This window comes from Brevibacillus sp. FSL K6-2834 (genome assembly GCF_038592925.1).
Lineage (GTDB): Bacteria > Bacillota > Bacilli > Brevibacillales > Brevibacillaceae > Brevibacillus > Brevibacillus borstelensis.
Map to the genome: position 1 here is coordinate 1,452,518 of NZ_CP151945.1, position 21,450 is coordinate 1,473,967.

Below are 21,450 nucleotides of genomic sequence, written 5' to 3' on the forward strand. Positions count from 1 at the left end.
ATGTAATCACCTCACCCAGCAAGCGACTTGATGTGTACCTGTCGATGCGTCTCGCGAGCCCGGTACCGGCTCCAAAACAGGATGGTCCTCGCGGCAGAGCGGCAAGGCACGGTCGCAGCGCGGCGCGAAAACGCAGCCGGACGGCAAATTCCGCAGATCGGGAGACTCCCCCGGGATCGCATGCAGCGGCTGATCAGGGGAAGCGAGGTCTGGCAGGGCTCCGATCAGGGCGCGTGTGTACGGATGAACGGGATGAGCGAGTACTTCATCGGTCGTTCCCGTTTCAACCACTTCACCCGCATACATGACGACGACCCGCTGGCATACCTCGGCAACGACACCGAGATCGTGGGTGATCAGCATGATGGACGTGCCGCGTTTTTCAGCCAGCTCCTTCATCAGCTTGAGAATTTCATGCTGGATGGTCACGTCCAGCGCTGTAGTCGGCTCGTCGGCGATCAACAAGTCAGGTGGCGCCGACATCGCCAGCGCGATCACGACCCGCTGGCGCATGCCGCCGCTCAGTTCAAACGGGTACTTCCGTGCGACCAGCTCCGGCTCGTTGATCTTTACCTCCGCCAGGCTGAGGACGGCTTGCCGGTAAGCTTCCTTGTAGGCGATCTCACGGTGCCGGTGAATGACCTTGGCCAGTTGATCCCCGATCCGCATCGTCGGGTGGAGGGCCGTCATCGGCTCCTGGAAGATCATGCCGATCTGCTTGCCCCGAAGGGATTGCTGCTCCTTTTTGTGAAGCTGCAGGACGTTTCTTCCTTTATAAAGAATTTCTCCGTTTTTGATCGTCGCATTGTTATCCAGCAGCCCGAGAATGGTTAGCGCCGTAACCGACTTGCCCGAGCCGGATTCTCCCACGATGCCGACAATTTCCCCCTGGTCGATGGAAAAAGAGACGTGGTTCAGCGCTTTGACGGTCTGCTGCATCGAGGAAAATTCGACAGACAGGTCTTTGATTGTAAGAAGCATAGGTATCTCTCCCTATCGGTTGGCTTTCGGATCGAGGATGTCCCGAATGCCATCGCCGATCAGATTAAACCCGCACGAGGCGAGGAATAGGGCAAGCCCAGGGAAGGTGGGATACCACCAATAATCAAGCAGGTATTTCCAGCCGATACTGATCATCGCGCCCCATTCCGGCGTAGGAGGCTGAGCGCCCAGGCCGAGGAAGCCGAGTGTTGCGACGAGCAGGATGGCATCGCCGATATCCAGCGTGACCTGGATGATCACGGGGGAGACGGCATTGGGAATAATGTGGCGGGTAATGATCCGCCAGGGCTTGATGCCGAAGGTGACAGCCGCTTTGACATACAGCTTTTCCCGCAGAGCCAGTGTTTCCGCACGGGCCAGCCGGACGTAGACAGGTATCTTGATGATGGCAATGGCCAGCATGGCGTTCTGGAGGTTGGGGCCGAGAACAGCGGCCACCGCCATCGCCAGCACGAGCGAAGGAAACGCGAGGACGATATCCATCATCCGCATGATGATCTGGTCGACGCGGCCGCCGAAGTATCCGGAGATCGCCCCGATGACCGTTCCGACCAGACCCGCCGAGAGAACGACCGCTACGCCAACGCCGAGCGACAGGCGAGCGCCGTACAGAATGCGCGTAAAAATATCGCGTCCCACTTCATCTGTTCCGAACCAGTGAGCAGCGGACGGAGGGGAGAACCGCTCCGGGATATTGATCTTGGTCGGGTCATGCGGGGAGATGAGCGGCGCGCACACGGACAAGAGCAGCAGCATGACGAGCAGAAACAAGCCAAACAAGGTGAGCGGGCTCTGCCGGATCCGGAACCAAAAGGGGTTTACCTTACGGGACGGCTGGGCAGCAGTATCCGCTTTTGCCGATAGACTGGACATGGTGGCCCCTCCTATTCCTTGATTTGCGGGTCTAGTACGTAGTAAGTGAGGTCAACCAGCAGGTTGATCACGACGTACCCGAAAGATATGACAAAAGTGAAGCCCATCATCGCCGGGAAGTCGAGAAACGCAATCGAGTCGACGACGTATTTCCCCATGCCGGGCCAGCTGAAAATCGTTTCCGTCACGACTGCTCCGCCAAGCAGCGAGCCAAAGGAAAGACCTACGACGGTAATCGTCGGGATCAGCGCATTTCGCAAGGCGTAGCGGATCAAAAGGACAGGGCCGTGGATGCCGTTGGCCAGCGCGGTCCGAATGTAATCCTGTCCGAGTACCTCCAGCATGCTGGAGCGGACCTGGCGGGTGACGATTGCCAGCTGAGCAAATGCCAGCGTAAAGGCAGGCAGGATCAGATGCCACAAGCTGTTTTTAAATGCGGCCCAATTGCCCGTGAGCAGGCTGTCAAACAGGTAAAGGCCGGTAATTTTGGTCGGAGCCGGGACAGTCAGGTCCAGCCTGCCGCTGGATGGCAGCGCCCCGAGAAACTTGTAAAAGATCAGGATGCCGACGAGGCCGCTCCAGAACACGGGTGTAGAGATTCCCGCGATGGAGAAAAAGCGGCTGGAGTGGTCCCATCCAGTGTCCTTTTTCACGGCGGACAGGACGCCCAGCGGTATTCCGATGGCGATCGCGATAATAAAAGCGGTGATGGCCAGCTCCAGCGTTGCAGGGAAAAAGGCGATCAGATCATGGACGACAGGCTGCTGCGTGCGAATCGAGGTGCCAAAGTCACCTGCAAAAAGCCCTTTCATGTAGGTAAGATATTGGACCCAGACCGGCTGGTCCAGGCCCAATTGGCGACGAACTTCTTGCAGTGTTTCCTCACTGGCGCGCTGTCCCACCATCATCCGCGCCGGATCTCCCGGGATCACATGAGAGAGGAAAAAGGTGATCAATGTGACCCCGAGGAGCACCAGCACCAGCATGGCGAGACGTTTCAGGATGATCTGTTTCATGAGGAAAGCACTCCTTTATTCAAGGCGTTATTTAGACATCTCCGCCAGGTTGTAAATGCCCTCCAGCATCGGGTTGTAGACGAAGCCTTTGACGTTTTTGCTGACCGGCAGGAGGAAGTCCTTTTGATACAGATAAAGGTAAGGCGCTTCATCAATGACGATCTTCTGCGCTTCCTTGTACAGCTTCTCGCGCTCTGCCTTGTCGTTGATCGATGCGGCTTTGCGCACCAGCTCGTCCACTTTGTCGTTTTTATAGAAGGCGCGGTTTCCGGCCAGACCGAAGTTGACGGAGTCAAACCAGTAGTTCATGAACATGTACGGGTCGCCGAAGTCCGGGCTCCAAACGCCAAGAGCGAGGTCGAATTCGCCGGCGTCAATCATTTCGCGGGACGTGGCGTAGGCGATCTTTTTGAGATTGAGCTTTACCCCGATGTCGGCGAAAAATGCCTGCAGGGTGAGTGCTTCTGTCTCCCACCACGGTTTGTTGTCGGAATACAGCAGATCGAGGGTCAGGTTGGAGACGCCTGCTTCCGCCAGGAGCGCTTTGGCTTTTTCCACATCGCGCTTGTACTGATGGGCAGATTCATCATGCCCCCACAGACCTTTTGGAATTGGACCGCGCATTTGCGTAGCGTAGCCTTCCTGCACGGATTCGGTCAGGGCGTCATAGTCGATCGCGTAGCTTAACGCCTGGCGAACCTTCGGGTTTTTGAGCGCTTCGTTGCCTTTGGAGGAGTTTACGTACACGTAGTCGACGAACAGGCTCGGTTTTTGCAGGACTTCTACGTTGGGCAATTCTTTGACGGCTTTCAATTGTTCATTGGGGATGCCTTCGGCGATGTCAATCTCGCCCTGTTCCAACTGCAGGCGCTGAGCTGTCGCATCCGGAACGATTTTGAAGTATACGGTTTGGAATGCGGGTTTCACTGTGGAGTGCGGGTTGACGGTGAGCTTGAGATATTCGCCTTTTTTCCATTCTTCGAGCTTGTACGGGCCGCTGCCCATCGTGTTGTTTGCGAGGAAGTTTTGGCCCAGATCGCCGTTTTGTTCTTCTTCTTTTACCTTCGGATTGACGATGCCGCCGTAGTTGGCTGCGAGAGTCGAGAGGAATGGCGGGAAGTTTTTGGAGAGAACGAAGGTAACCTGTGTCGGCGAATCGACTTTGACTTCTTTGATCACGCTGTATACGTCAGCCGGGCCTTTCTTGATGGCGAGCGTGCGGTCGAAGGTGAACTTGACGGCTTCTGCCGTGACCGGAGTACCGTCGGCAAACTTATGTCCTTCTTCCAGTGTAAAGGTCCAGGTAAGGCCGTCTTCGCTCACTTTCCATTCCTTGGCGAGACCGGGCTTGACCTCTGTGGACTCCCCGTCGTATTCGACGAGACGTTCGTAGGTGGGATAAGTGATTTTCCATGCGGCGTTGTCAAAGGTGACGGCGGGATCGAGCGTGCCTTGATCCGCGTTGATCGCGACGAACAGTGTGTCTGCTGACGTCTTCGGTGCGGTCGGCTCGGTTTTTGCCGGCGATTCCGGCGAGTTGTTCTGAGCTTGAGGCTGGTTCGCCGGTGTGCCGCAAGCGGCAACGAGCATGGAAACAGCGAGAACCAGGCTGGTGAGGACGAATGACCATCTGCGCTTCAAAGAGATCAACCCCCAACATTTTGTTATAAATTTAATATATTTTTAATATATTGCAAAAATTGAGGTTATTCAACTATTTTCGCTATCAATTTCCAAGATTCCCCCGTACATGGCTTGTCCAGTAGTTTGCCGTGCCCAGGAAAGCGTGCCGTATTCGTAATGCCACCACTCTTTGGGGTAATTGACGAAACCGGCCTCGGTCATCAGGTGATACAGAAGACGTCTGTTGGCGCGGATCGTTTTCGCCTGTTCATCAGGGCTGAGAGCGTTTTCATAGAATCGGGTAGAGGCCCGTTCGCTGAAATCGTCAAACTCTGTTCCCATGTCGAGCCACCCATCGGGGCCTTCGATCGTCAGGTCTACTGCTCCACCGGACAAATGGGGCGATGGCTTTTGCACATCCTTGCTGGGGACGGCGACAAATTTGCTCAGTTCGGCCTGAAGCGCCTCGCCTTCTTCCCAGCCCTGCTTGAGCAGTGTTTGCTTGAATCTTTCATAGAGAGAGCTTTGCACCTGGTAGGAGCGCCAGCCGTCAAATACGACGAAGCGATAGCCGTCGGGCAAGCGTTCGGCTGCTTGGACCAGGCGGAGAGCGGCGCTTTTTCGCAAGTACGCTTCGGGAGTGGTTCCGTCGTAGCCTTGCTTGTAGTACATCGGCCAGACCGTAATTTTTTCGGACAAGCTGGAGAGGGGGAGCATCGCTTCGCCGCATTCTTCAAGGAGAGGCTGTACGTAGAGATGTGGCCGCTCCGGAGGAATCGGGAGATCCTGTTTCATCTGGACCACCTCCTGTTTGTGGATATGTTTTCCATCATCCTAGCAAAGAACAAAACTTTAGTAAACTGCATTTAATTTTCATTTGTTGAATAAAACTCGATGATCAGCTTGTTCTTTCTATCCGTGCCCACTTTTGTTATGATGATAGCAAGCGCCAGTCTTTGGCTGGCTGAACATTTCCATATCGCGCAAACAGGTCTTTGCTTCCTGCACGGTGCACGCCGCGGGAAGCGAAGTTAAAAGGGAAGTTTGGTGAAAATCCAACGCGGTCCCGCCACTGTAAGAGAGGAGTTTTCCTTCAAGGCATTTTGCCATCCACTGCCCCGGGTCGGGGACGGGAAGGAGAAGGAAAGCAGCGATTCTCGAGCCAGGAGACCTGCCTGTCTTGCCTGAGCACTGATTTCCTTCGGGTCAAAGGAAGAGGTGGATCGTTGTAGCGAACTGTCCGCGCTTTGTCTCCCTTTGTTTTCCAAAGGGAACAAGGCGTTTTTTTATACTTTTCGGAAGGTTGGCGTGTACTCCCCTGGAAAAGCAGGCGGCAGTTTCGCGTTTCACCCGGAGATTTGCCCGAGTGGCTTTGTATGTTCAAAAGGATTGCGCAGAACGAAGGAGGGGCTGTTGATGAGCAAGGCCGACAACAAGCGAGGGCTGCTGCTGGTCTATACAGGAGACGGAAAAGGCAAGACGACAGCGGCGTTAGGCTTGGCTGTACGTGCAACCGGCAGAGGAAAACGGGTTTTAATGATCCAGTTTATCAAGTCTCCGGAACGCACCTATGGCGAGAAGATTATTTTCGACCGTCTCGGAATCGAAATGGTGCAGATGGGCGTCGGCTTTACCTGGACCAAAACACCGGAGGAGCACCGCAGCGCCCTTGAAAAGGCGTGGAGCTTTGCCCGCGAAAAGGTGCTTGGCGGCGAGTACGATGTGGTGATCCTGGACGAATTGAACAATGCCCTGGCAATTGATCGTTTTCCGATTGACGATGTGCTCCCGCTGGCTGACGTGCTGGATACGGTCCAAAACAGGCCGCGCCACGTCCATCTGGTCATTACCGGCCGCAATGCGCAGCCCGCGATCATCGAGATGGCCGATCTTGTGACGGAGATGAAGCCGGTCAAGCACTACTATGACGAAGGCATTCCCGCTGTACTCGGAGTTGAGTACTGATGGGGCTGCTGGAGACCTACGGCCACGGCGGGGATCTGGTGACGGCTGCAGAGCGCTTTGGCGTATCGGCCGAGGCGTTCCTTGATTACAGCGCCAATATAAATCCGCTCGGTCCTCCGGCAAGGGTCCTGGAAGCGCTGGGGAGGTCGCTTACCGCCGTTATCCGCTATCCTGATCCCGGCCATCGAGCTTTCAAGCGGGCATTGGCTGCCCGGCTGCGTCTGCCGGAAGACGCCCTTTTGCCGGCAAATGGAGCGGCGGAAGCGATGGCGCTGGCCGTGCTCGCTCTGCAGCCGGAAAGCGCAGGTGTGGTGACGCCGTGCTTTTCCGAATATGCCCAACTTTCCCGCCAATTCGGCGCTCGCGTCGTGGAATGCGCGGGACGGGAAGAAAACGGCTTCAAGCCAGACGCGCGGGAGCTGTATCGGCTCTTTCGGGAGACGCAGCTCGTGTTCATCGGTTCTCCGAACAATCCGACCGGTCTATTGTATGAACCAGACGAGCTTTTGCAAATGGCCGAATGGACAAATGAAACCGGTACCCATTTGATTGTCGATGAAGCTTTTCTCGATTTTGCGGCTCGGGAGAAGCAGTTTACACTTGCGGATCGGCTAGGACATTTTCCGCGCGTCCTGTTGATACGCTCCATGACCAAAATGTTCGCTATCCCGGGGCTTCGGCTCGGTTATGCGATCGGTCACCCCGCACTGATCGAGAGGATGAGGAGCAAACAGGTGAGCTGGAGCGTCAACGGCTTGGCCTTGCTTGCGGGAGAGTTGTGTTTGCAGGAAGCGGATTATGAAGAAGAGACGAGGCGCCTCATCGCTGCAGAACGCCGCTTTTTGCTGGACGGACTGCAGTCGGGGCTGGGCTGGCAGGTATGGCCGGGAGAGGCCAACTTTTTGCTCGTTCGCTCCCCGGAATGGACAGACGCGACGGCGCTGCAGGAGGAAATGGGCAAACGGGGCATTCTGATCCGCAACTGCGCCATGTATCCGGGACTGACCGCCCGCGATTTTCGCATCGCCGTTCGCTCGCGGGCCGAGAATGAACGGCTGCTGTCTGCCTTTCATGATGTGATGGAAAAAAGGGGGGCGGTCTTGTGAGCCTTATTTTGGTCACAGGGGGCGTTCGGTCGGGAAAGAGCCGTTTTGCCGAGGAATTGGCCCGTGATGCCGCGCAGGACGTGTTGTACGTGGCGACAGGAAAAGCGTGGGACGATGAGATGGCCAGACGAATCGAGCTGCATCGGGAGCGCCGCCCTGATACGTGGGGATTGTGCGAGCTCGGCGGACGGCTGTCCGAATCGCTGGACGCGAGCAAAGGGTACAGTGTCGTCTTGCTCGATTGTCTCTCCACCTGGGTCAGCGGTCGCCTGATGGACATCCCGGAGCAGGCGTGGCGGGACGAATCCATTACAAAAGAGATTGTGGGAGAAGCAAAGGCGTGGCTGGATGCTGTCGCCCAAACGAATCAAACCGTGATTGCAGTAACGAGTGAAGTGGGTCTTGGCGGGGTAGCGATGTCGAGGCTGGGACGATGGTTTGCCGATATTTTGGGCGATGTGAATCAGCAAGCCGCGCGCCAGGCTGACACCGTTTATGCCGTGATCGCCGGGCTCCCCTGGAGGATGAAAGGATGAACGCATTTTTTCACGCGCTGACTTTTTTTACACGCATTCCCGTGCCGTGGCTGAAGCCGTCGGAAAAGGCTTGGCGTGACAGCGTCGCTTGGTATCCGGCTGTCGGGCTGGTGATCGGATGCGTGCTGTGGATCGTGCACGAGGCTGCATTATGGGCCTTTCCGCCGCTGATCGCCGCCGTTTTGACGTGCACGGCCTGGGTGTACATCACGGGAGGACTCCATCTGGACGGGTGGATGGACCTGGCGGATGGCCTCGGCAGCAGCCGTACGCAAGAACGCATGCTGGAGATTATGAAGGACAGCCGCTCGGGTGCCATGGCTGTCCTGGCTGCGATCCTGCTGCTCTTTTTGAAAACGGCAGGGATAACGGAACTGGCGGGTCTGCTGACAAATCCGCCAAACCAGGCAAGCTTGTCGGGTCTGTTAGCAGGTGGCCCAAGAGCGGAAGGGCTGACACTTTATAGCGGCTCTCTCCTGCTTGTCCTCATTCCATTTGCTGCCCGCGCTCATGTGCTGCTCGCGATACGCTGCTTCCCCAACGTTTCTTCCGACAACGGCGTCGGAAAAGGGATCGGTGCAGGGTTGCGGCTCTGGCATATTGTGGCGGCCTACGCAGCTGTCCTCGGACTTGGCTGGTGGATCGCCGGCATTCAGGCGATAGCGGCAGTCGCGGTGTCGCTTTTGTTCAGCCTCTGGTTCGCACGCGGCATCTGCCGCAGGCTCGGAGGACTGACGGGCGATTGCTACGGCGCGATCATTGAAAGCAGTGAAGCAGTGATGCTGCTTGTTGCGGCAGGGAGCTGGTGGACGTGAGATGGATCTGGATCAGGCACGGGGAGACAGAGGAAAATCGCGAAGGGCGCTATCTGGGACATACGGATGTGCCGCTGAATGACGCGGGGGTGGAGCAGGCGGCGCTTCTCGCCAGACAGCTCGGGCATGAACGCCCGGCCCATTTTTTTACCAGCGATTTGCTCCGCTGCGTGCAGACGGCTGATCGGCTGGCAACGGTCTGGGGGATGAGTCCGATCCGGGTTCCTGAGCTTCGCGAGCTGTCTTTTGGCGAATGGGAGCGGCTCACCTACGAAGAACTGATGGTCAGAGAAAGCGTGCGGGCAAGCCGTTGGTACGACGATCCGTTCGGCATCGCGCCGCCGGGCGGAGAAACGCTGACGCAGCTGGGCGAACGAGTGAACCGCTGGTTGAGCGGCATGTGGAAAGAAATGAGAGATGCATGCGGTTCAACGGAGCCGGATCACACGGTCGCATTGGTGACGCACGGTGGTGTCATCCGCTGGTTTCAGGCGGCCTGGCTGCACGGTGACCCCGGATTGTACTGGCACATGAAAGGACTCGGGCACGGTCAGGCGATGATCGTGGAGCATGTATCGGGGACGTGGAAGCCAGCATCGCACGCAATCGACATCAGGGAAGAGAGTGAAGCATAGATGACAACCGCTTTTCTCATCGTGGCGGCTTACGTGCTCGACCGCCTGGTTGGAGACCCGCGCAGTCTGCCGCATCCCGTAGTGATCATGGGGTGGTGTATTGCCCGCCTGGAGCGCGTCATCCGGCTGTCTGTCAAACAGGAGAAGGGCTTGAGGGCAGCCGGCTTGCTGTTTCCCCTCCTGATCGTCGGGGGCAGCTATGCGGTCGTCGCCGGACTTGTGTATGGCGCGGGGCTGATCCATCCCTGGCTGGCTATCGCGCTGGAAATCTGGCTGATCTCTACGACGATCGCGACAAAAGGCTTGGCGGATGCCGGATTGGAAATAGGCCGCTATCTGCTGGCCGGGGATCTGGCAATGGCCCGCCGTTCGCTCTCGATGGTGGTCGGGCGGGACACGGGGCATCTGGATGAGGCCGAGATCAGCCGCGGGGCTGTGGAGACGGTGGCGGAAAACATCGTCGATGCCATCGTGTCTCCGCTCTTTTACGCTGCGATCGGAGGCGCCCCGCTGGCGATGGCCTATCGGGCGGCGAACACGCTTGATTCCATGGTCGGCTACAAAAACGAGAAATACGTGAATCTCGGCTGGGCCTCCGCCCGCTTTGACGACGTGTTGAATTACATACCGGCCCGCCTCACTGCTCTGCTGTTGGTCGGGGCGAGCTGGCTGCAACGGCTGGACTGGCGCCGCTGCTACCGCATCATGCGGCGGGACGCCGGACTTCATCCCAGCCCCAACAGCGGTCTTCCGGAAGCGGCAGTCGCCGGTGCGCTGGGCGTTCAACTGGGCGGACTGAATTACTATCAGGGCGTGGCTTCTCACCGCGCCAAGCTGGGTGATCCGCTTCGGCCGCTGTGTGCAGGCGATATTGCGGCTACGGTGCGCTTGATGACAGTCACTTCGATCATGTGCACAGTCGGTCTGGCCGCTTTTGCTTATGTTCTGCATGGATGAACAGCGTTTTTCAAATAGAGGCGAAATAATGAAAGGGGGACTTTCTATGAGCGGCAAGCTGTTTGTGATCGGCTTCGGGCCGGGCAGCTTTGAGCATATTACCAAACGGGCGCGGGAAGCGATCGAAGAGAGTGACATCATCATCGGATATACCACTTATGTGGACCTGATCAGAGGGCTGTTGACCGATCAGGAGATCGTCAGCACCGGGATGACGGAGGAAGTGACGCGTGCGCGCGAAGCCGTCCGGCAGGCGGAAGCGGGCAAAAAGGTGGCCGTGATCTCCAGCGGCGATGCGGGCGTGTACGGTATGGCCGGACTCGTTTACGAGGTGCTCGTGGAAAAAGGCTGGACATCTGCGGAGGGCGTGGAGGTGGAAATCGTTCCGGGAATATCGGCGATCAACTCCTGCGGCGCTCTGCTCGGCGCGCCCATCATGCACGATGCCTGCACGATCAGCCTGAGCGACCATCTCACGCCATGGGAGCTGATCGCCAAGCGGATCGACGCTGCGGGCATGGCCGATTTTGTCATCGCGCTGTACAACCCGCGCAGCGGGCGTCGCACCAGACAGATCGTCGAGGCACAGCGCATCCTGCTGCAGTACCGTTCCCCGGACACGCCGGTCGGGATCGTCAAGAGCGCCTATCGGGAGCGGGAGCATATCGTCATCACGACACTGGCAGAGATGCTGAACCATGACATCGGGATGCTGACGACGGTCATCATCGGGAACTCGTCCACATTTGTCTATGACGGCAAAATGATTACCCCGCGCGGCTATCAGCGGAAGTATACGCTTGCGACAGATGAGCAATCGCTGAAGCCCCATCAGCGGCTTCGCGTGGAAAACGAGCCGTGGTCGCTGGAGGCGGCTTCGCAAAACGCTGTGGAACAAGCGGCACCCGACGCAACTTCTTCACTTGTCGAACCACAGGTTGAAAAAGCGGACACAGCGAGCTTGCGGGCCACTCCCCAGCCAAAAGAGGAGACCGGCACATTGACGCCGTTTGACTGGGCGGCTCAGGCTTTGCAGGCAGTAAACGAATCCAGGGGGATCGAAACGGATGCTTCGCTCGTATCCTCCAGCCAGTCCCATCGCCCGGTCTTTGTCCCGGAAATGATTTTCGAGTGCGCGGTAAGTCCGGGCGTAGCCAACAAAAAGTTCACTCCGGCGCAGATGATGGCGCTTGCCCAGGCAGCCGGAGAAAAAGGGGAGCTGGAGTACACGCCGCACCACCAGATCATTTTGCGTGTTCCGACGAGCAACCCGGAGGAGGTAACTGCGCCGCTCCGCAACCTCGGTCTCAACTTGACTCCGGTCGGGGACGTCCTGCAGGTGAAGGCTTGCGACTTCTGCGACGGCGAGAAGAAGGACGCGATTCCGTACGCGGAGGAGATCCACCGCAAGCTGGGCGGACAGGAAATGCCAAAAGAGCTGAAGATCGGCGTAAACGGCTGCGGGATGGCCTGCTACGGGGCGGTTCAGGAAGACATCGGTCTCGTGTTCCGCAAGGGCAAGTTCGATCTGTTCCTCGGCGCCAAAACCGTGGGGAGAACGGCACATTCCGGCTTGCCGGTAGCGGAAGGCATCGAGCCGGAGGACATCGTTCCCTTGATCGAGCGGATTATTGACAGATACAAGCGGGAAGCATTCCCGAATGAAAGGTTCCACAAATTTTTCCAAAGGGTCGGCGAAATCGAGGGATACGTCTGGAGAGAGCCAGCCATTCCCAAAATTGAAAACGCTGTTTGCGGCGACTAGCCGCTAGATTCAAGCGCCAGCATATCCGGGGGTTTTGGTTTTGCAAAAGCAGCAAGGCCCCAAACCACGGGCCAGGCAGAAAAAATAACGGGGAGGAATCAGGATGGACGCGGTACTGTTTGTCGGACACGGGAGCAAGGATCCCGAAGGAAATGAAGAGGTAAGGCAGTTTGTGGCGTCGCTGATGCCGGAGATCGACGTTCCGATTCTGGAGACATGCTTTCTCGAATTTGAACGTCCCGATATGCTTCAGGGATTGGACGCCTGCGTAAAGCGGGGAGCCACCCGGGTAGCCGTCATCCCGATCATTCTGTTCTCGGCCGGGCACGCCAAGATTCACATTCCGGCGGCGATCGACGAAGCAAAAGCGAAATATCCGCATGTGCAATTTATTTACGGACGCCCAATAGGTATTCACGAAGAGGTCCTGAATATTTTGGCCACCCGCATGCAGGAAGCCGGCTTTGCATCCGGCGAGGAGCACGGGGACACAGCCGTTCTGATCATCGGACGCGGCAGCAGCGATGCGGACGCGAACAGCGACATCTACAAAATGTCCCGACTGTTCTGGGAACGCTGGAAGGCAAAGTGGGTGGAGACCGCTTTCATGGGTGTGACCTTCCCGCTGTACGAGGAAGGGATCGAGCGCTGCCTCAGGCTGGGGGCCCGCCGCGTCGTCGTCCTGCCGTACTTCCTGTTTACCGGCGTGCTGATCAAACGGATGGCCGACCAGCTTGAACAGTTCCGCGCTCGCTATCCAGAGGCTGAATTTACGCTGGCGGAGTACTTCGGCTTCCATCCGCTGCTCAAGGAAGTGCTGAAAGACCGGGTGGAAGAGGCGCTGCACGGCGAAGTCAAACTGAATTGCGATACTTGTCAGTACCGTCTGGCGGCGATGGAGCATATCGACCATCATCACCACCATCACGACGACGACCATGGGCATCATCACCATCATCACCATGGACACAGTCACGGTCACGCACATAGCCACGGTCACAGCCACGATCACGATCATGGGCACGGTCACGGCCACAGCCACAGCCACGATCACGACCATGACCACGATCATGAACATAAACACGGACACAGCGACAATCACGCCCATGAGCATCACCCTGTAAAGAAATAAGGAGGGACGAGCGATGATTCTTGTATTGGCGGGAACCAGTGACGCCCGGGAGCTGGCTCTCTTGATCAAGGAAACCGGATATGACCTGCTTGCCACAGTCGTTACCGATAACGCGGCCAAAAGCATCGAGGAAGCGGGGCTGCCGGTGCAGGTAGGCCGTCTGACATCCGCCGACATCGAGGCGTTGATCCGTGAAAAAGGCTTTCAGGCGGTAGTGGACGCCAGCCACCCTTATGCCGAGGAAGCGTCGAAAAACGCGATGGCCGGAGCAGAGGCGGCGGGAGTTCCCTACATCCGGTACGAACGCGAAAGCGCCCAGTCGCCGGGGCACGAGAAGATCATCTTCGCCGAGGACTACGTCCAAGCCGCCGAGATAGCGGCAGAAAAGCGCGGTGTGATCATGCTGACGACCGGCAGCAAAACGTTGAAAATCTTTTCCGACCGGCTCTTGGGCTTGCCGGATACGACGCTGGTGGCTCGCATGCTTCCGCGCACCGACAACATGCAAAAATGCGAGGAGCTGGGCATCGAGCAAAAAAATATCGTCGCCATGCAGGGCCCTTTTTCCAAGGAGCTGAACAAGGCCCTCTATGACCACTACAAAGTGACGCTGATGATCACCAAGGAGAGCGGCAAAGTCGGCGCCTTTGACGAAAAGGTGGAAGCAGCGCTGGAAATGGGCATCGAGACGATTGTCATCGCCCGGCCCAAGATCGATTACGGCACCAAATTTTCCGACTTCGCCGGAGTGATCGGTCAGTTGAAGCAGCTGCTGCCCCTGCCGCAAGAAGCGTAACGGGCGGTTTTTCAGAGAAAATAGAGCGGAACGCTTGGCGAGATAAATTGAAACAAGCAAGTAAGCAAGGACGAATCGTTCGGCTTGGCCGAAATCTAACGGCTTGCTGCAGCCAAAGCCAAACCCCAATACAAAGGAGGAGCATACCATGGATTTTCGCACGGAATTCAAGCCTTTGACCGTACAACCGCAAGAAATCGAGGAAAAGAGCTTTCAAATCATCACCGAAGAGCTCGGAGAGCATCCTTTCACCGAAGAGCAGTACCCTGTCGTGCAGCGCGTCATCCACGCCTCGGCGGACTTTGACCTGGGGCGCAGTCTCGTATTCCACCCGGATGCGGTGAAAGCGGGCATTCAGGCGATCCGAAGCGGCAAGATTGTCGTGGCCGACGTCCAGATGGTTCAGGTCGGGATCAGCAAGAACCGGATCGAAAAATTCGGCGGCGAAGTGAAGGTGTACATCTCCGACAAGGATGTCATGGAGGAAGCGAAGCGCCTGAACACCACGCGCGCAATCATCTCCATTCGCAAAGCGGTCAAAGAAGCGGAGGGCGGCATTTTCGCGATCGGCAATGCGCCGACAGCGCTTCTGGAGCTGATCCGTCTGGTCAAAGAGGGAGAGGCGAAGCCGGGCCTGATCATCGGGATGCCAGTCGGCTTTGTGTCGGCGGCAGAGTCCAAGGAAGAGCTGGCCAAGCTGGATGTGCCTTTCATCACAAACATCGGGCGGAAAGGCGGGAGCCCTGTTACGGTGGCTGCGCTCAACGCACTCTCGCTGATGGCGGAACGGCAGGGATAATTCATGGCGGGGAAAGCGACTGCGGAGGAAAAGGAAGCAAAACCATTGCGTCACGGCTATACAACCGGTTCATGCGCCACGGCAGCCACCAAAGCGGCGCTGACCGCCCTGATCACGCAGCAAGAACAGCGCGAGGCGACGATCCGTCTGCCGATCGGACAGGACGTCAGCTTCCAGACGGAAAGCTGCGAGTTTGATGCCGTTTCCGCGACAGCAGGAATTATCAAGGACGGCGGGGATGACCCCGATGCGACCCACGGCGCTTTGATCGTCAGTACGGTGAGCTGGCTGGACGAACCGGGGATCGTGCTGGACGGCGGAATCGGCGTGGGCCGCGTCACCAAGCCGGGCCTGCCTGTCCCCATCGGTGAAGCTGCGATCAATCCGGTCCCGCGCAAAATGATCAGGGAGACCGCGCAGGCCGTCCTGGATGAGCACGGGATCGAGCGGGGGATCAAAATCGTCATTTCCGTACCGGCTGGCGAGGAAATCGCCAAAAAGACCTTGAACGGCCGGCTTGGCATCATCGGGGGCATCTCCATCCTGGGTACGCGCGGCATCGTCGTGCCGTTTTCCACGTCCGCCTACAAGGCCAGCGTCGCCCAGGCGATCAACGTCGCGCAGAAGATGGGCTGCCGCCACATCGTGCTTTCCACGGGAGGCAAAAGCGAGCAGTTTGGCATGACGCAGTATCCGGAGCTGCCCGAGGAAGCATTCGTGGAGATGGGCGATTTTGTCGGCTTTGCGCTCAAGCAATGCAAGCTCAAGGGCATCGAAAAGGTGACGCTGGTGGGCATGATGGGGAAATTCTCCAAGGTGGCGCAGGGCGTCATGATGGTCCATTCCAAAAGCGCTCCCGTCGACTTCGGCTTTCTGGCCCAGCTCGTCCGGGAGGCGGGTGCACCGGAAGCGTTGGTCGAGGAGGCGCGGGGAGCCAATACCGCTTCCCAGGTAGGGGACATGATGGCAGAATACCCCCTCTTTTTTGAAAAGCTGTGCGAAAGCTGCTCGCGGGCAGGACTTCGCGAGGTTGGCGGGGGCATGGAGATCGAGACCATGCTGATCACGATGAAAGGAACCCTGTTGGGGAAGGTGACGGTTCATGACACAGGCAATGAAGGTGATTGGAATCGGAGATGACGGTACGCAAAGCCTGCTGCCGTTGTACCGGACGTGGATAGAGGAAAGCGAGCTGCTCGTGGGGGGAGAACGGCATCTCTCCTTTTTTCCCGATTATCCGGGGGAAAAGCTGGTTTTAAAAGGCGGCCTGACCGCCATGGTCGAGCAATTGCGCGAGGAGAAGCGGAAAACGGTCATCCTTGCCTCCGGGGACCCGCTGTTCTACGGAATCGGCAGCCTGCTCGCGAAAAAATTGCAGGTGGAGATTTATCCGCATCTCAGCTCGATCCAGCTTGCTTTTGCCAGGATGGGAGAGGCGTGGCAGGATGCCGCGTTTCTCAGCGTTCACGGGCGCAGCATCAAGGGTCTGGCCCAGCGGATCGACGGCAAGGAAAAAGTGGCCCTCCTGACCGATCAGGAAAACAATCCGGCTGCGATTGCCCGCTACCTGCTCTCGTTTGGCATGAACGAGTACGACGCCTTCGTCGGGGAAAATCTCGGCAGCGCCGGGGAGCGGACAGGCTGGTACTCGCTGGAGGAGATGGCGGACGGGGGTTTCGCAGATCTGAACGTGGTCATTTTGCGCAAACGCAGACAGGGCCCGATATGGCCGCTCGGCATCGCCGATGAGCAATTTTCCCAGCGCAAGCCCGACAAGGGGCTGATCACGAAAAAGGAAGTGCGTATTCTGAGCATCGCGCAGCTGCAGCTCCACGCCAAAAGCATCGTGTGGGACATCGGCACCTGCACCGGTTCGGTGGCAATTGAGGCAGCACGCATCGCCCGCGAAGGGGAAGTGTACGCGGTCGAGAAAAATGCGGACGATCTGGCCAACTGCCGGGAAAACATGGCCAAGTTCCGCACCGATTTTACCGTTGTGCACGCCAAGGCTCCGGAGGGACTCGACCAGTTCCCCGACCCGGATGCGGTGTTTATCGGAGGGAGCGGCGGCGAGCTTCGCGAGCTGCTCGGCATTTGCTGCAGCCGGCTCAGGCCAAATGGCCGCATCGTGGTCAACGCCGCGACGATCGAGACGTTGTACGAAGCGACGCAGGCATTCGCTGCGGAAGGCTTTGAGACATCGGTTACGCTGGCGCAGCTTTCGCGCAGCAAGCCGATTTTGTCGATGACAAGATTTGAGGGATTGAACCCGATTTATATCATTACCGCCTGGGCCAAGCAGGAGGACAAGCAAGGAGGAGACAGCCAGTGAGCACCATCGGAACACTGTACGGCATCGGAGTCGGTCCGGGAGACCCGGAATTGATCACGGTCAAGGCATTTCGCCTTTTGCAGCAATCGCCAGTCGTCGCCTATCCAAAGAAACGGATGGGCAGCAAAAGCTACGCGCACCAAATCGCGGAGCTGTACGTCAAGCCTTCGCCGGACAAGGAAATGCTCGGCCTCGTTTTTCCGATGACCAAGGACAAGGACATTTTGGAGCGGGAGTGGAACAACACTGCCGACATCGTCTGGGAGCGGCTTCGCGAAGGGAAGGATGTCGCCTTTGTCACAGAGGGAGACCCGCTGTTTTACAGCACATTCATTCACATGATGCGCGTCATGAAGGAGAAATACCCGGAGGTTCCGGTCGTGTCGGTGCCGGGCATTTCGTCCTTTCTCGGCGCGGCAGCCCGCCTCAATCTGCCGCTCGCGGACGGCGATGAACAGATCGGAATCATTCCGGCTACAGAAGACCGCGAAGCGATGCGCAAAGCGATTGAAGAGCACGACTGCGTCATTTTCCTGAAGGTAGCCAAAGTGCTGCCAATGATCATCGGGCTGCTCAAAGAGCTGGACTTGGTCGATCATGCCGCAGTGGCAACCAAAGTCACCTCCTCGGAGGAAATGATCTGGACCAATGTCCGCGAGCTGGAGCGGGCAGAGCTTGGCTATCTCACGCTGATGGTGGTGAAAAAGGGATGAAACTGTACATAGTTGGCGCAGGACCGGGAGACCCGGATTTGATCACGGTAAAAGGCTTGAAGCTGCTGCAATCGGCAGATGTCGTCCTGTACACGGATTCGCTTGTAAACGACGAGCTGGTCGCAAAGGCGAAGCCGGGGGCAGAAGTTTTGCAAAGCTCGGGGATGGCGCTGGAAGAGATGGTGGGACTGCTCGTCGACCGCATCCGCCAGGGAAAAACGGTCGTGCGTCTGCACACCGGCGATCCGTCCGTGTACGGAGCGACGATGGAACAAATCGCACTGCTGAAAGAAGCGGGCATTGAGGTGGAGATCGTCCCAGGCGTCAGCTCCGTCTTCGCGGCGGCAGCGGCAGTCGGAGCGGAACTGACTATCCCTGAGCTGACCCAGACGTTGATCCTGACCCGTGCAGAGGGACGGACGCCTGTGCCGGAGCGGGAAAAGCTGCGGGCGCTGGCTGAGCATCACTGCACCATCGCGCTTTTCCTGAGCGCGACGTTGACCAAAAAGGTGGTCCGCGAGCTGACGGAGGCAGGCTGGAGTCTGGATACGCCAGTCGCTGTGGTGCAGCGCGCAAGCTGGCCGGATCAGATCATCGTGCGGACGACGCTGAGGAACCTGGATGAGGATATGGGCAAGAACGGCATCCGCTCCCACGCGATGATTTTGGCCGGCTGGGCGCTGGACCCCGACATCCACGCCAAAAGCGAGCAGCATCGCTCCAAGCTGTACGATAAAACCTTTACGCACGGGTACAGAAAAGGTGTGAAAGAAGGATGAACATCGAGCTGACCGAAGGAGAAATCCCGGCGATCCGGCAGAGAGGCGAGTACGCCATCGTCGCCATCACCAAGCACGGCGTCGAGATGGCCCGCAACCTTCACCAGACCTTTCCCGGATGCGACCTGTACTACATGAGCAAGTTTGCCAAAGGAGACGAGGAAGCCAGAGGCATCCAGATGTTCAACAACAGCGTGCGGATGCTGTTTCCCGCTCTTTGGCCTGCTTACAAAGGACTGATTCTGATCATTTCCCTCGGGGCCGTGATCAGGATGATCGCCCCCATCTTGCAGGACAAAAAAACAGACCCCGGGATCGTCGTCATAGACGACAGAGGAGAAAACGTGATCAGCGTGCTGTCTGGGCATCTGGGCGGCGCCAACGAGCTGGCCCGGGAAGTGGCTGCTGTACTGGGCGCAAATCCGGTCATCACCACGGCTTCCGACGTGCAGAAGACGATTCCCGTTGATCTGTTTGGCCGCCGCTTCGGCTGGGAGTGGGAGTCGGACGAAAAACTGACGCCGGTCAGCGCCTCGGTCGTCAACGAGGAAAAGGTCGCTGTCGTCGTAGAGTCGGGCGAGCGCAACTGGTGGATGCATGATACGCCGATGCCCCCGTCCATCCACGTGTTCGATACGATTTCGGAAGCGCTTGCTGCCGAGCCGCACGGCGCTTTGGTCGTCACCCACAGAATCCTGTCTTCGGAGGAAGAGGCCATTTTGGAAAACGGCGTTCTGTACAGGCCCAAGGTGATCGTGCTCGGGATGGGCTGCAACCGCGGCACCTCCGCCGATGAAATCGAGTCGGTGATCAAGGAAACGCTGGCTGAGCTTCGCTTCTCCATCAAGAGCGTAAAGGCTCTGGCCACGATCGAGCTGAAAAAGGATGAAGAGGGACTCATAGAGGTTTGCAGCAAATACGGCTGGCCGTTCGTCTGGTATTCCCCGGAGGAGCTGAACACGGTGAAGCTGGAGGAGCCGTCCGAGACCGTGTACAAGTTTACTGGCGCGTATGGCGTCAGCGAACCGGCCGCGAAGCTGTATGCGGGCGTCGACCAGCTCGTGCTGACGAAGAAAAAGTCGGGCAACGTGACCATTTCCGTCGCCCTGATGCCGTATGGCGGGGAGGGAAGACCATGAGCAAGAGCCGTCGTCTCGTCATTGCGGGTACGGGAAGCGGGGCGGGAAAAACGACCGTGACCATCGGCCTGATGGCCGCCCTGAAGCGCAAAGGCCATGTCGTACAGGGCTTCAAATGCGGACCAGACTACATCGATCCGACGTACCATACAGCCGTGACCGGGCGGGTTTCCCGCAATCTGGACAGCTGGATGCTGGACCATCATACGATGAAAGAAATCTTTGCCCGGGGCAGCCGGGGTGCCGACATTTCCATCATTGAAGGCGTCATGGGCATGTACGACGGCAAGGACCCGACAAATGACAAGGGGAGCACGGCGGAAATCAGTATCCTGACCCAATCTCCGGTCCTTTTGGTTATAGGTGCGCAGAGCATGGCCCGGAGTGCCGCGGCGATCGTCAAAGGCTTTCAAATGCTGAACCGGGAGGCCCGCATCGTCGGGGTAATCGCCAACAAGGTCGGCAGCGAAGGGCATTTCAAGATCGTCAAAACAGCGATCGAGCAGGAGTGCGGCGTCCCCGTCGTGGGCTATTTGAAGCGGGAGAGCGATCTGGAGATTCCGGAGCGTCACCTCGGCCTGGTGCCTTCCGTCGAGCGCGGCGAGCTGGCCCCGCTGTTTGAGAGGCTTGCCGACCTGATCGCGGAGACAGTCGACGTGGCCCGCATTTGGGAGCTGGCCCAGGCTGAGGAGCTTGTGGTGGAGCCACGGATGTTTGGTTCCGTTTCCAGCCAATCCCCGCGGGTGAAGATCGCCGTCGCCAAAGACCCGGCGTTTCATTTCTACTATCCGGAGAATTTTGAATTGTTGGAAGCGTACGGAGCCCGGCTCCACTACTTTTCTCCGCTTGCCGGAGAGACTGTGCCGCCTGATGCCGACGGACTTTACATCGGCGGAGGCTTTCCGGAGGAGTTTGCCGCGGAGCTGTCGGAAAACACAGCCGTACTGGAATCGTTTCGGAATGCCATCCGCTCCGGCTTGCCTACGCTCGCTGAATGCGGCGGGTTCATGTATTTGACTGAGGCGATCGTGACGACCGACGGCAGCGTCTACCCGATGGCCGGTTTGATCCCGGGAAAGGTATCGATGCAAAAGCGCCTGGCTGCTCTCGGCTACCGCGAAGTCACCGGAAAAGCGGGCAACTTCCTGATCGGACCGGACGAGCAGGCGAAAGGGCATGAATTCCACTACTCGACTTTCGCAGCCGACGAGGAACTGCCGCATGCCTACGAAACAAAAGGGCTGCGCGGCACCAAGCCGGAAGGGTACGCACAAGACAATCTCGTCGCGGGCTACACCCACCTGCACTTTGCCTCCAATCCGGCATTGGCGAAGCGTTGGGTGGAGCGGTGCCTGGAGGTGAAGAGGCGTGGCTGATCATGGAGCTTTTGACCGCAGCGGAACTAAGTCTGCAGGCAGCGGCATGCCTGGCGCGAATGGAGCCGGAGTTGCAAACAGCGCAGCTCGC

21 protein-coding genes and 1 riboswitch are annotated in these 21,450 nt (G+C 58.0%); of the genes, 16 read left to right on the forward strand and 5 right to left on the reverse strand.

What is annotated here, in order from left to right; all coding sequences use genetic code 11:
• Window positions 1–6: 6 nt before the first annotated feature.
• The 5 genes from NST96_RS07300 to NST96_RS07320 all read right to left on the reverse strand — a co-directional run bounded on the left by NST96_RS07300 (window position 7) and on the right by NST96_RS07320 (window position 5,309).
• On the reverse strand, window positions 7–981 hold the full coding sequence (locus NST96_RS07300; RefSeq protein WP_031932185.1) for an ABC transporter ATP-binding protein: 975 nt from the start codon (window positions 979–981) through the stop codon (window positions 7–9).
• 12 nt (window positions 982–993) lie between these two features.
• On the reverse strand, window positions 994–1,875 hold the full coding sequence (locus NST96_RS07305) for an ABC transporter permease subunit (RefSeq protein ID WP_003388128.1): 882 nt from the start codon (window positions 1,873–1,875) through the stop codon (window positions 994–996).
• Window positions 1,876–1,886: 11 nt separating this feature from the next.
• A complete protein-coding gene (locus NST96_RS07310) occupies window positions 1,887–2,891 on the reverse strand; it encodes an ABC transporter permease (protein WP_003388127.1) in 1,005 nt (334 codons plus the stop codon).
• A 27-nt stretch (window positions 2,892–2,918) separates the two neighbouring features.
• Window positions 2,919–4,532: an ABC transporter substrate-binding protein gene (locus NST96_RS07315; RefSeq protein ID WP_003388126.1), complete on the reverse strand. Its 1,614-nt coding sequence runs from the start codon at window positions 4,530–4,532 to the stop codon at window positions 2,919–2,921.
• A 69-nt stretch (window positions 4,533–4,601) separates the two neighbouring features.
• Window positions 4,602–5,309, reverse strand: a complete 708-nt coding sequence (locus NST96_RS07320) for a M15 family metallopeptidase (protein ID WP_227277603.1) — start codon at window positions 5,307–5,309, stop codon at window positions 4,602–4,604.
• Between the two features lie 178 nt (window positions 5,310–5,487).
• Window positions 5,488–5,708: riboswitch (cobalamin riboswitch) on the forward strand.
• A gap of 222 nt (window positions 5,709–5,930) precedes the next feature.
• Between NST96_RS07320 and cobO the strand changes: the two genes are divergently transcribed.
• From cobO to NST96_RS07400, 16 genes are all read left to right on the forward strand, one after another.
• On the forward strand, window positions 5,931–6,479 hold the full coding sequence (gene cobO / locus NST96_RS07325; RefSeq protein WP_003388124.1) for a cob(I)yrinic acid a,c-diamide adenosyltransferase: 549 nt from the start codon (window positions 5,931–5,933) through the stop codon (window positions 6,477–6,479).
• A complete protein-coding gene (gene cobD, locus NST96_RS07330) occupies window positions 6,479–7,585 on the forward strand; it encodes a threonine-phosphate decarboxylase CobD (RefSeq protein WP_024983478.1) in 1,107 nt (368 codons plus the stop codon). The genes cobO and cobD overlap by 1 nt, the downstream gene beginning before the upstream one ends.
• Window positions 7,582–8,121: a bifunctional adenosylcobinamide kinase/adenosylcobinamide-phosphate guanylyltransferase gene (gene cobU / locus NST96_RS07335; RefSeq protein WP_024983477.1), complete on the forward strand. Its 540-nt coding sequence runs from the start codon at window positions 7,582–7,584 to the stop codon at window positions 8,119–8,121. Before cobD ends, cobU begins: the two co-directional genes overlap by 4 nt.
• Window positions 8,118–8,936 carry an adenosylcobinamide-GDP ribazoletransferase gene (locus NST96_RS07340; RefSeq protein ID WP_003388119.1) on the forward strand — a complete coding sequence of 273 codons (819 nt, stop codon included), beginning with the start codon at window positions 8,118–8,120 and terminating at the stop codon, window positions 8,934–8,936. Before cobU ends, NST96_RS07340 begins: the two co-directional genes overlap by 4 nt.
• Entirely contained in the window at window positions 8,933–9,571 is a 639-nt protein-coding gene (locus NST96_RS07345; protein WP_024983476.1) for a histidine phosphatase family protein, read from the forward strand. The genes NST96_RS07340 and NST96_RS07345 overlap by 4 nt, the downstream gene beginning before the upstream one ends.
• Window positions 9,572–10,528: an adenosylcobinamide-phosphate synthase CbiB gene (gene cbiB, locus NST96_RS07350; protein ID WP_122958623.1), complete on the forward strand. Its 957-nt coding sequence runs from the start codon at window positions 9,572–9,574 to the stop codon at window positions 10,526–10,528.
• Between the two features lie 46 nt (window positions 10,529–10,574).
• A complete protein-coding gene (cobJ, locus tag NST96_RS07355; protein WP_339167504.1) occupies window positions 10,575–12,293 on the forward strand; it encodes a precorrin-3B C(17)-methyltransferase in 1,719 nt (572 codons plus the stop codon).
• A gap of 103 nt (window positions 12,294–12,396) precedes the next feature.
• Window positions 12,397–13,425 (forward strand): sirohydrochlorin chelatase, encoded by a 1,029-nt coding sequence (locus tag NST96_RS07360; RefSeq protein ID WP_024983474.1) that lies wholly within the window; start codon window positions 12,397–12,399, stop codon window positions 13,423–13,425.
• A 13-nt stretch (window positions 13,426–13,438) separates the two neighbouring features.
• Complete coding sequence (gene cobK / locus NST96_RS07365) at window positions 13,439–14,221, forward strand: precorrin-6A reductase (RefSeq protein ID WP_003388112.1); 783 nt, start codon at window positions 13,439–13,441, stop codon at window positions 14,219–14,221.
• Between the two features lie 148 nt (window positions 14,222–14,369).
• The gene (locus NST96_RS07370) at window positions 14,370–15,020 is read left to right on the forward strand and encodes a precorrin-8X methylmutase (RefSeq protein WP_003388111.1); all 651 of its coding nucleotides are present in this window, start codon (window positions 14,370–14,372) and stop codon (window positions 15,018–15,020) included.
• 3 nt (window positions 15,021–15,023) lie between these two features.
• Window positions 15,024–16,160: a cobalt-precorrin-5B (C(1))-methyltransferase gene (locus NST96_RS07375; RefSeq protein ID WP_024983473.1), complete on the forward strand. Its 1,137-nt coding sequence runs from the start codon at window positions 15,024–15,026 to the stop codon at window positions 16,158–16,160.
• Window positions 16,123–17,352, forward strand: a complete 1,230-nt coding sequence (gene cbiE / locus NST96_RS07380) for a precorrin-6y C5,15-methyltransferase (decarboxylating) subunit CbiE (RefSeq protein WP_122958624.1) — start codon at window positions 16,123–16,125, stop codon at window positions 17,350–17,352. The genes NST96_RS07375 and cbiE overlap by 38 nt, the downstream gene beginning before the upstream one ends.
• The gene (gene cobI / locus NST96_RS07385) at window positions 17,349–18,065 is read left to right on the forward strand and encodes a precorrin-2 C(20)-methyltransferase (protein ID WP_003388108.1); all 717 of its coding nucleotides are present in this window, start codon (window positions 17,349–17,351) and stop codon (window positions 18,063–18,065) included. The genes cbiE and cobI overlap by 4 nt, the downstream gene beginning before the upstream one ends.
• Window positions 18,062–18,844: a precorrin-4 C(11)-methyltransferase gene (cobM, locus tag NST96_RS07390; RefSeq protein ID WP_003388106.1), complete on the forward strand. Its 783-nt coding sequence runs from the start codon at window positions 18,062–18,064 to the stop codon at window positions 18,842–18,844. The genes cobI and cobM overlap by 4 nt, the downstream gene beginning before the upstream one ends.
• Complete coding sequence (locus tag NST96_RS07395; protein WP_024983471.1) at window positions 18,841–19,983, forward strand: cobalamin biosynthesis protein; 1,143 nt, start codon at window positions 18,841–18,843, stop codon at window positions 19,981–19,983. The genes cobM and NST96_RS07395 overlap by 4 nt, the downstream gene beginning before the upstream one ends.
• Window positions 19,980–21,359, forward strand: a complete 1,380-nt coding sequence (locus tag NST96_RS07400; protein WP_031932194.1) for a cobyrinate a,c-diamide synthase — start codon at window positions 19,980–19,982, stop codon at window positions 21,357–21,359. Before NST96_RS07395 ends, NST96_RS07400 begins: the two co-directional genes overlap by 4 nt.
• The last annotated feature ends 91 nt before the right edge of the window (window positions 21,360–21,450 follow it).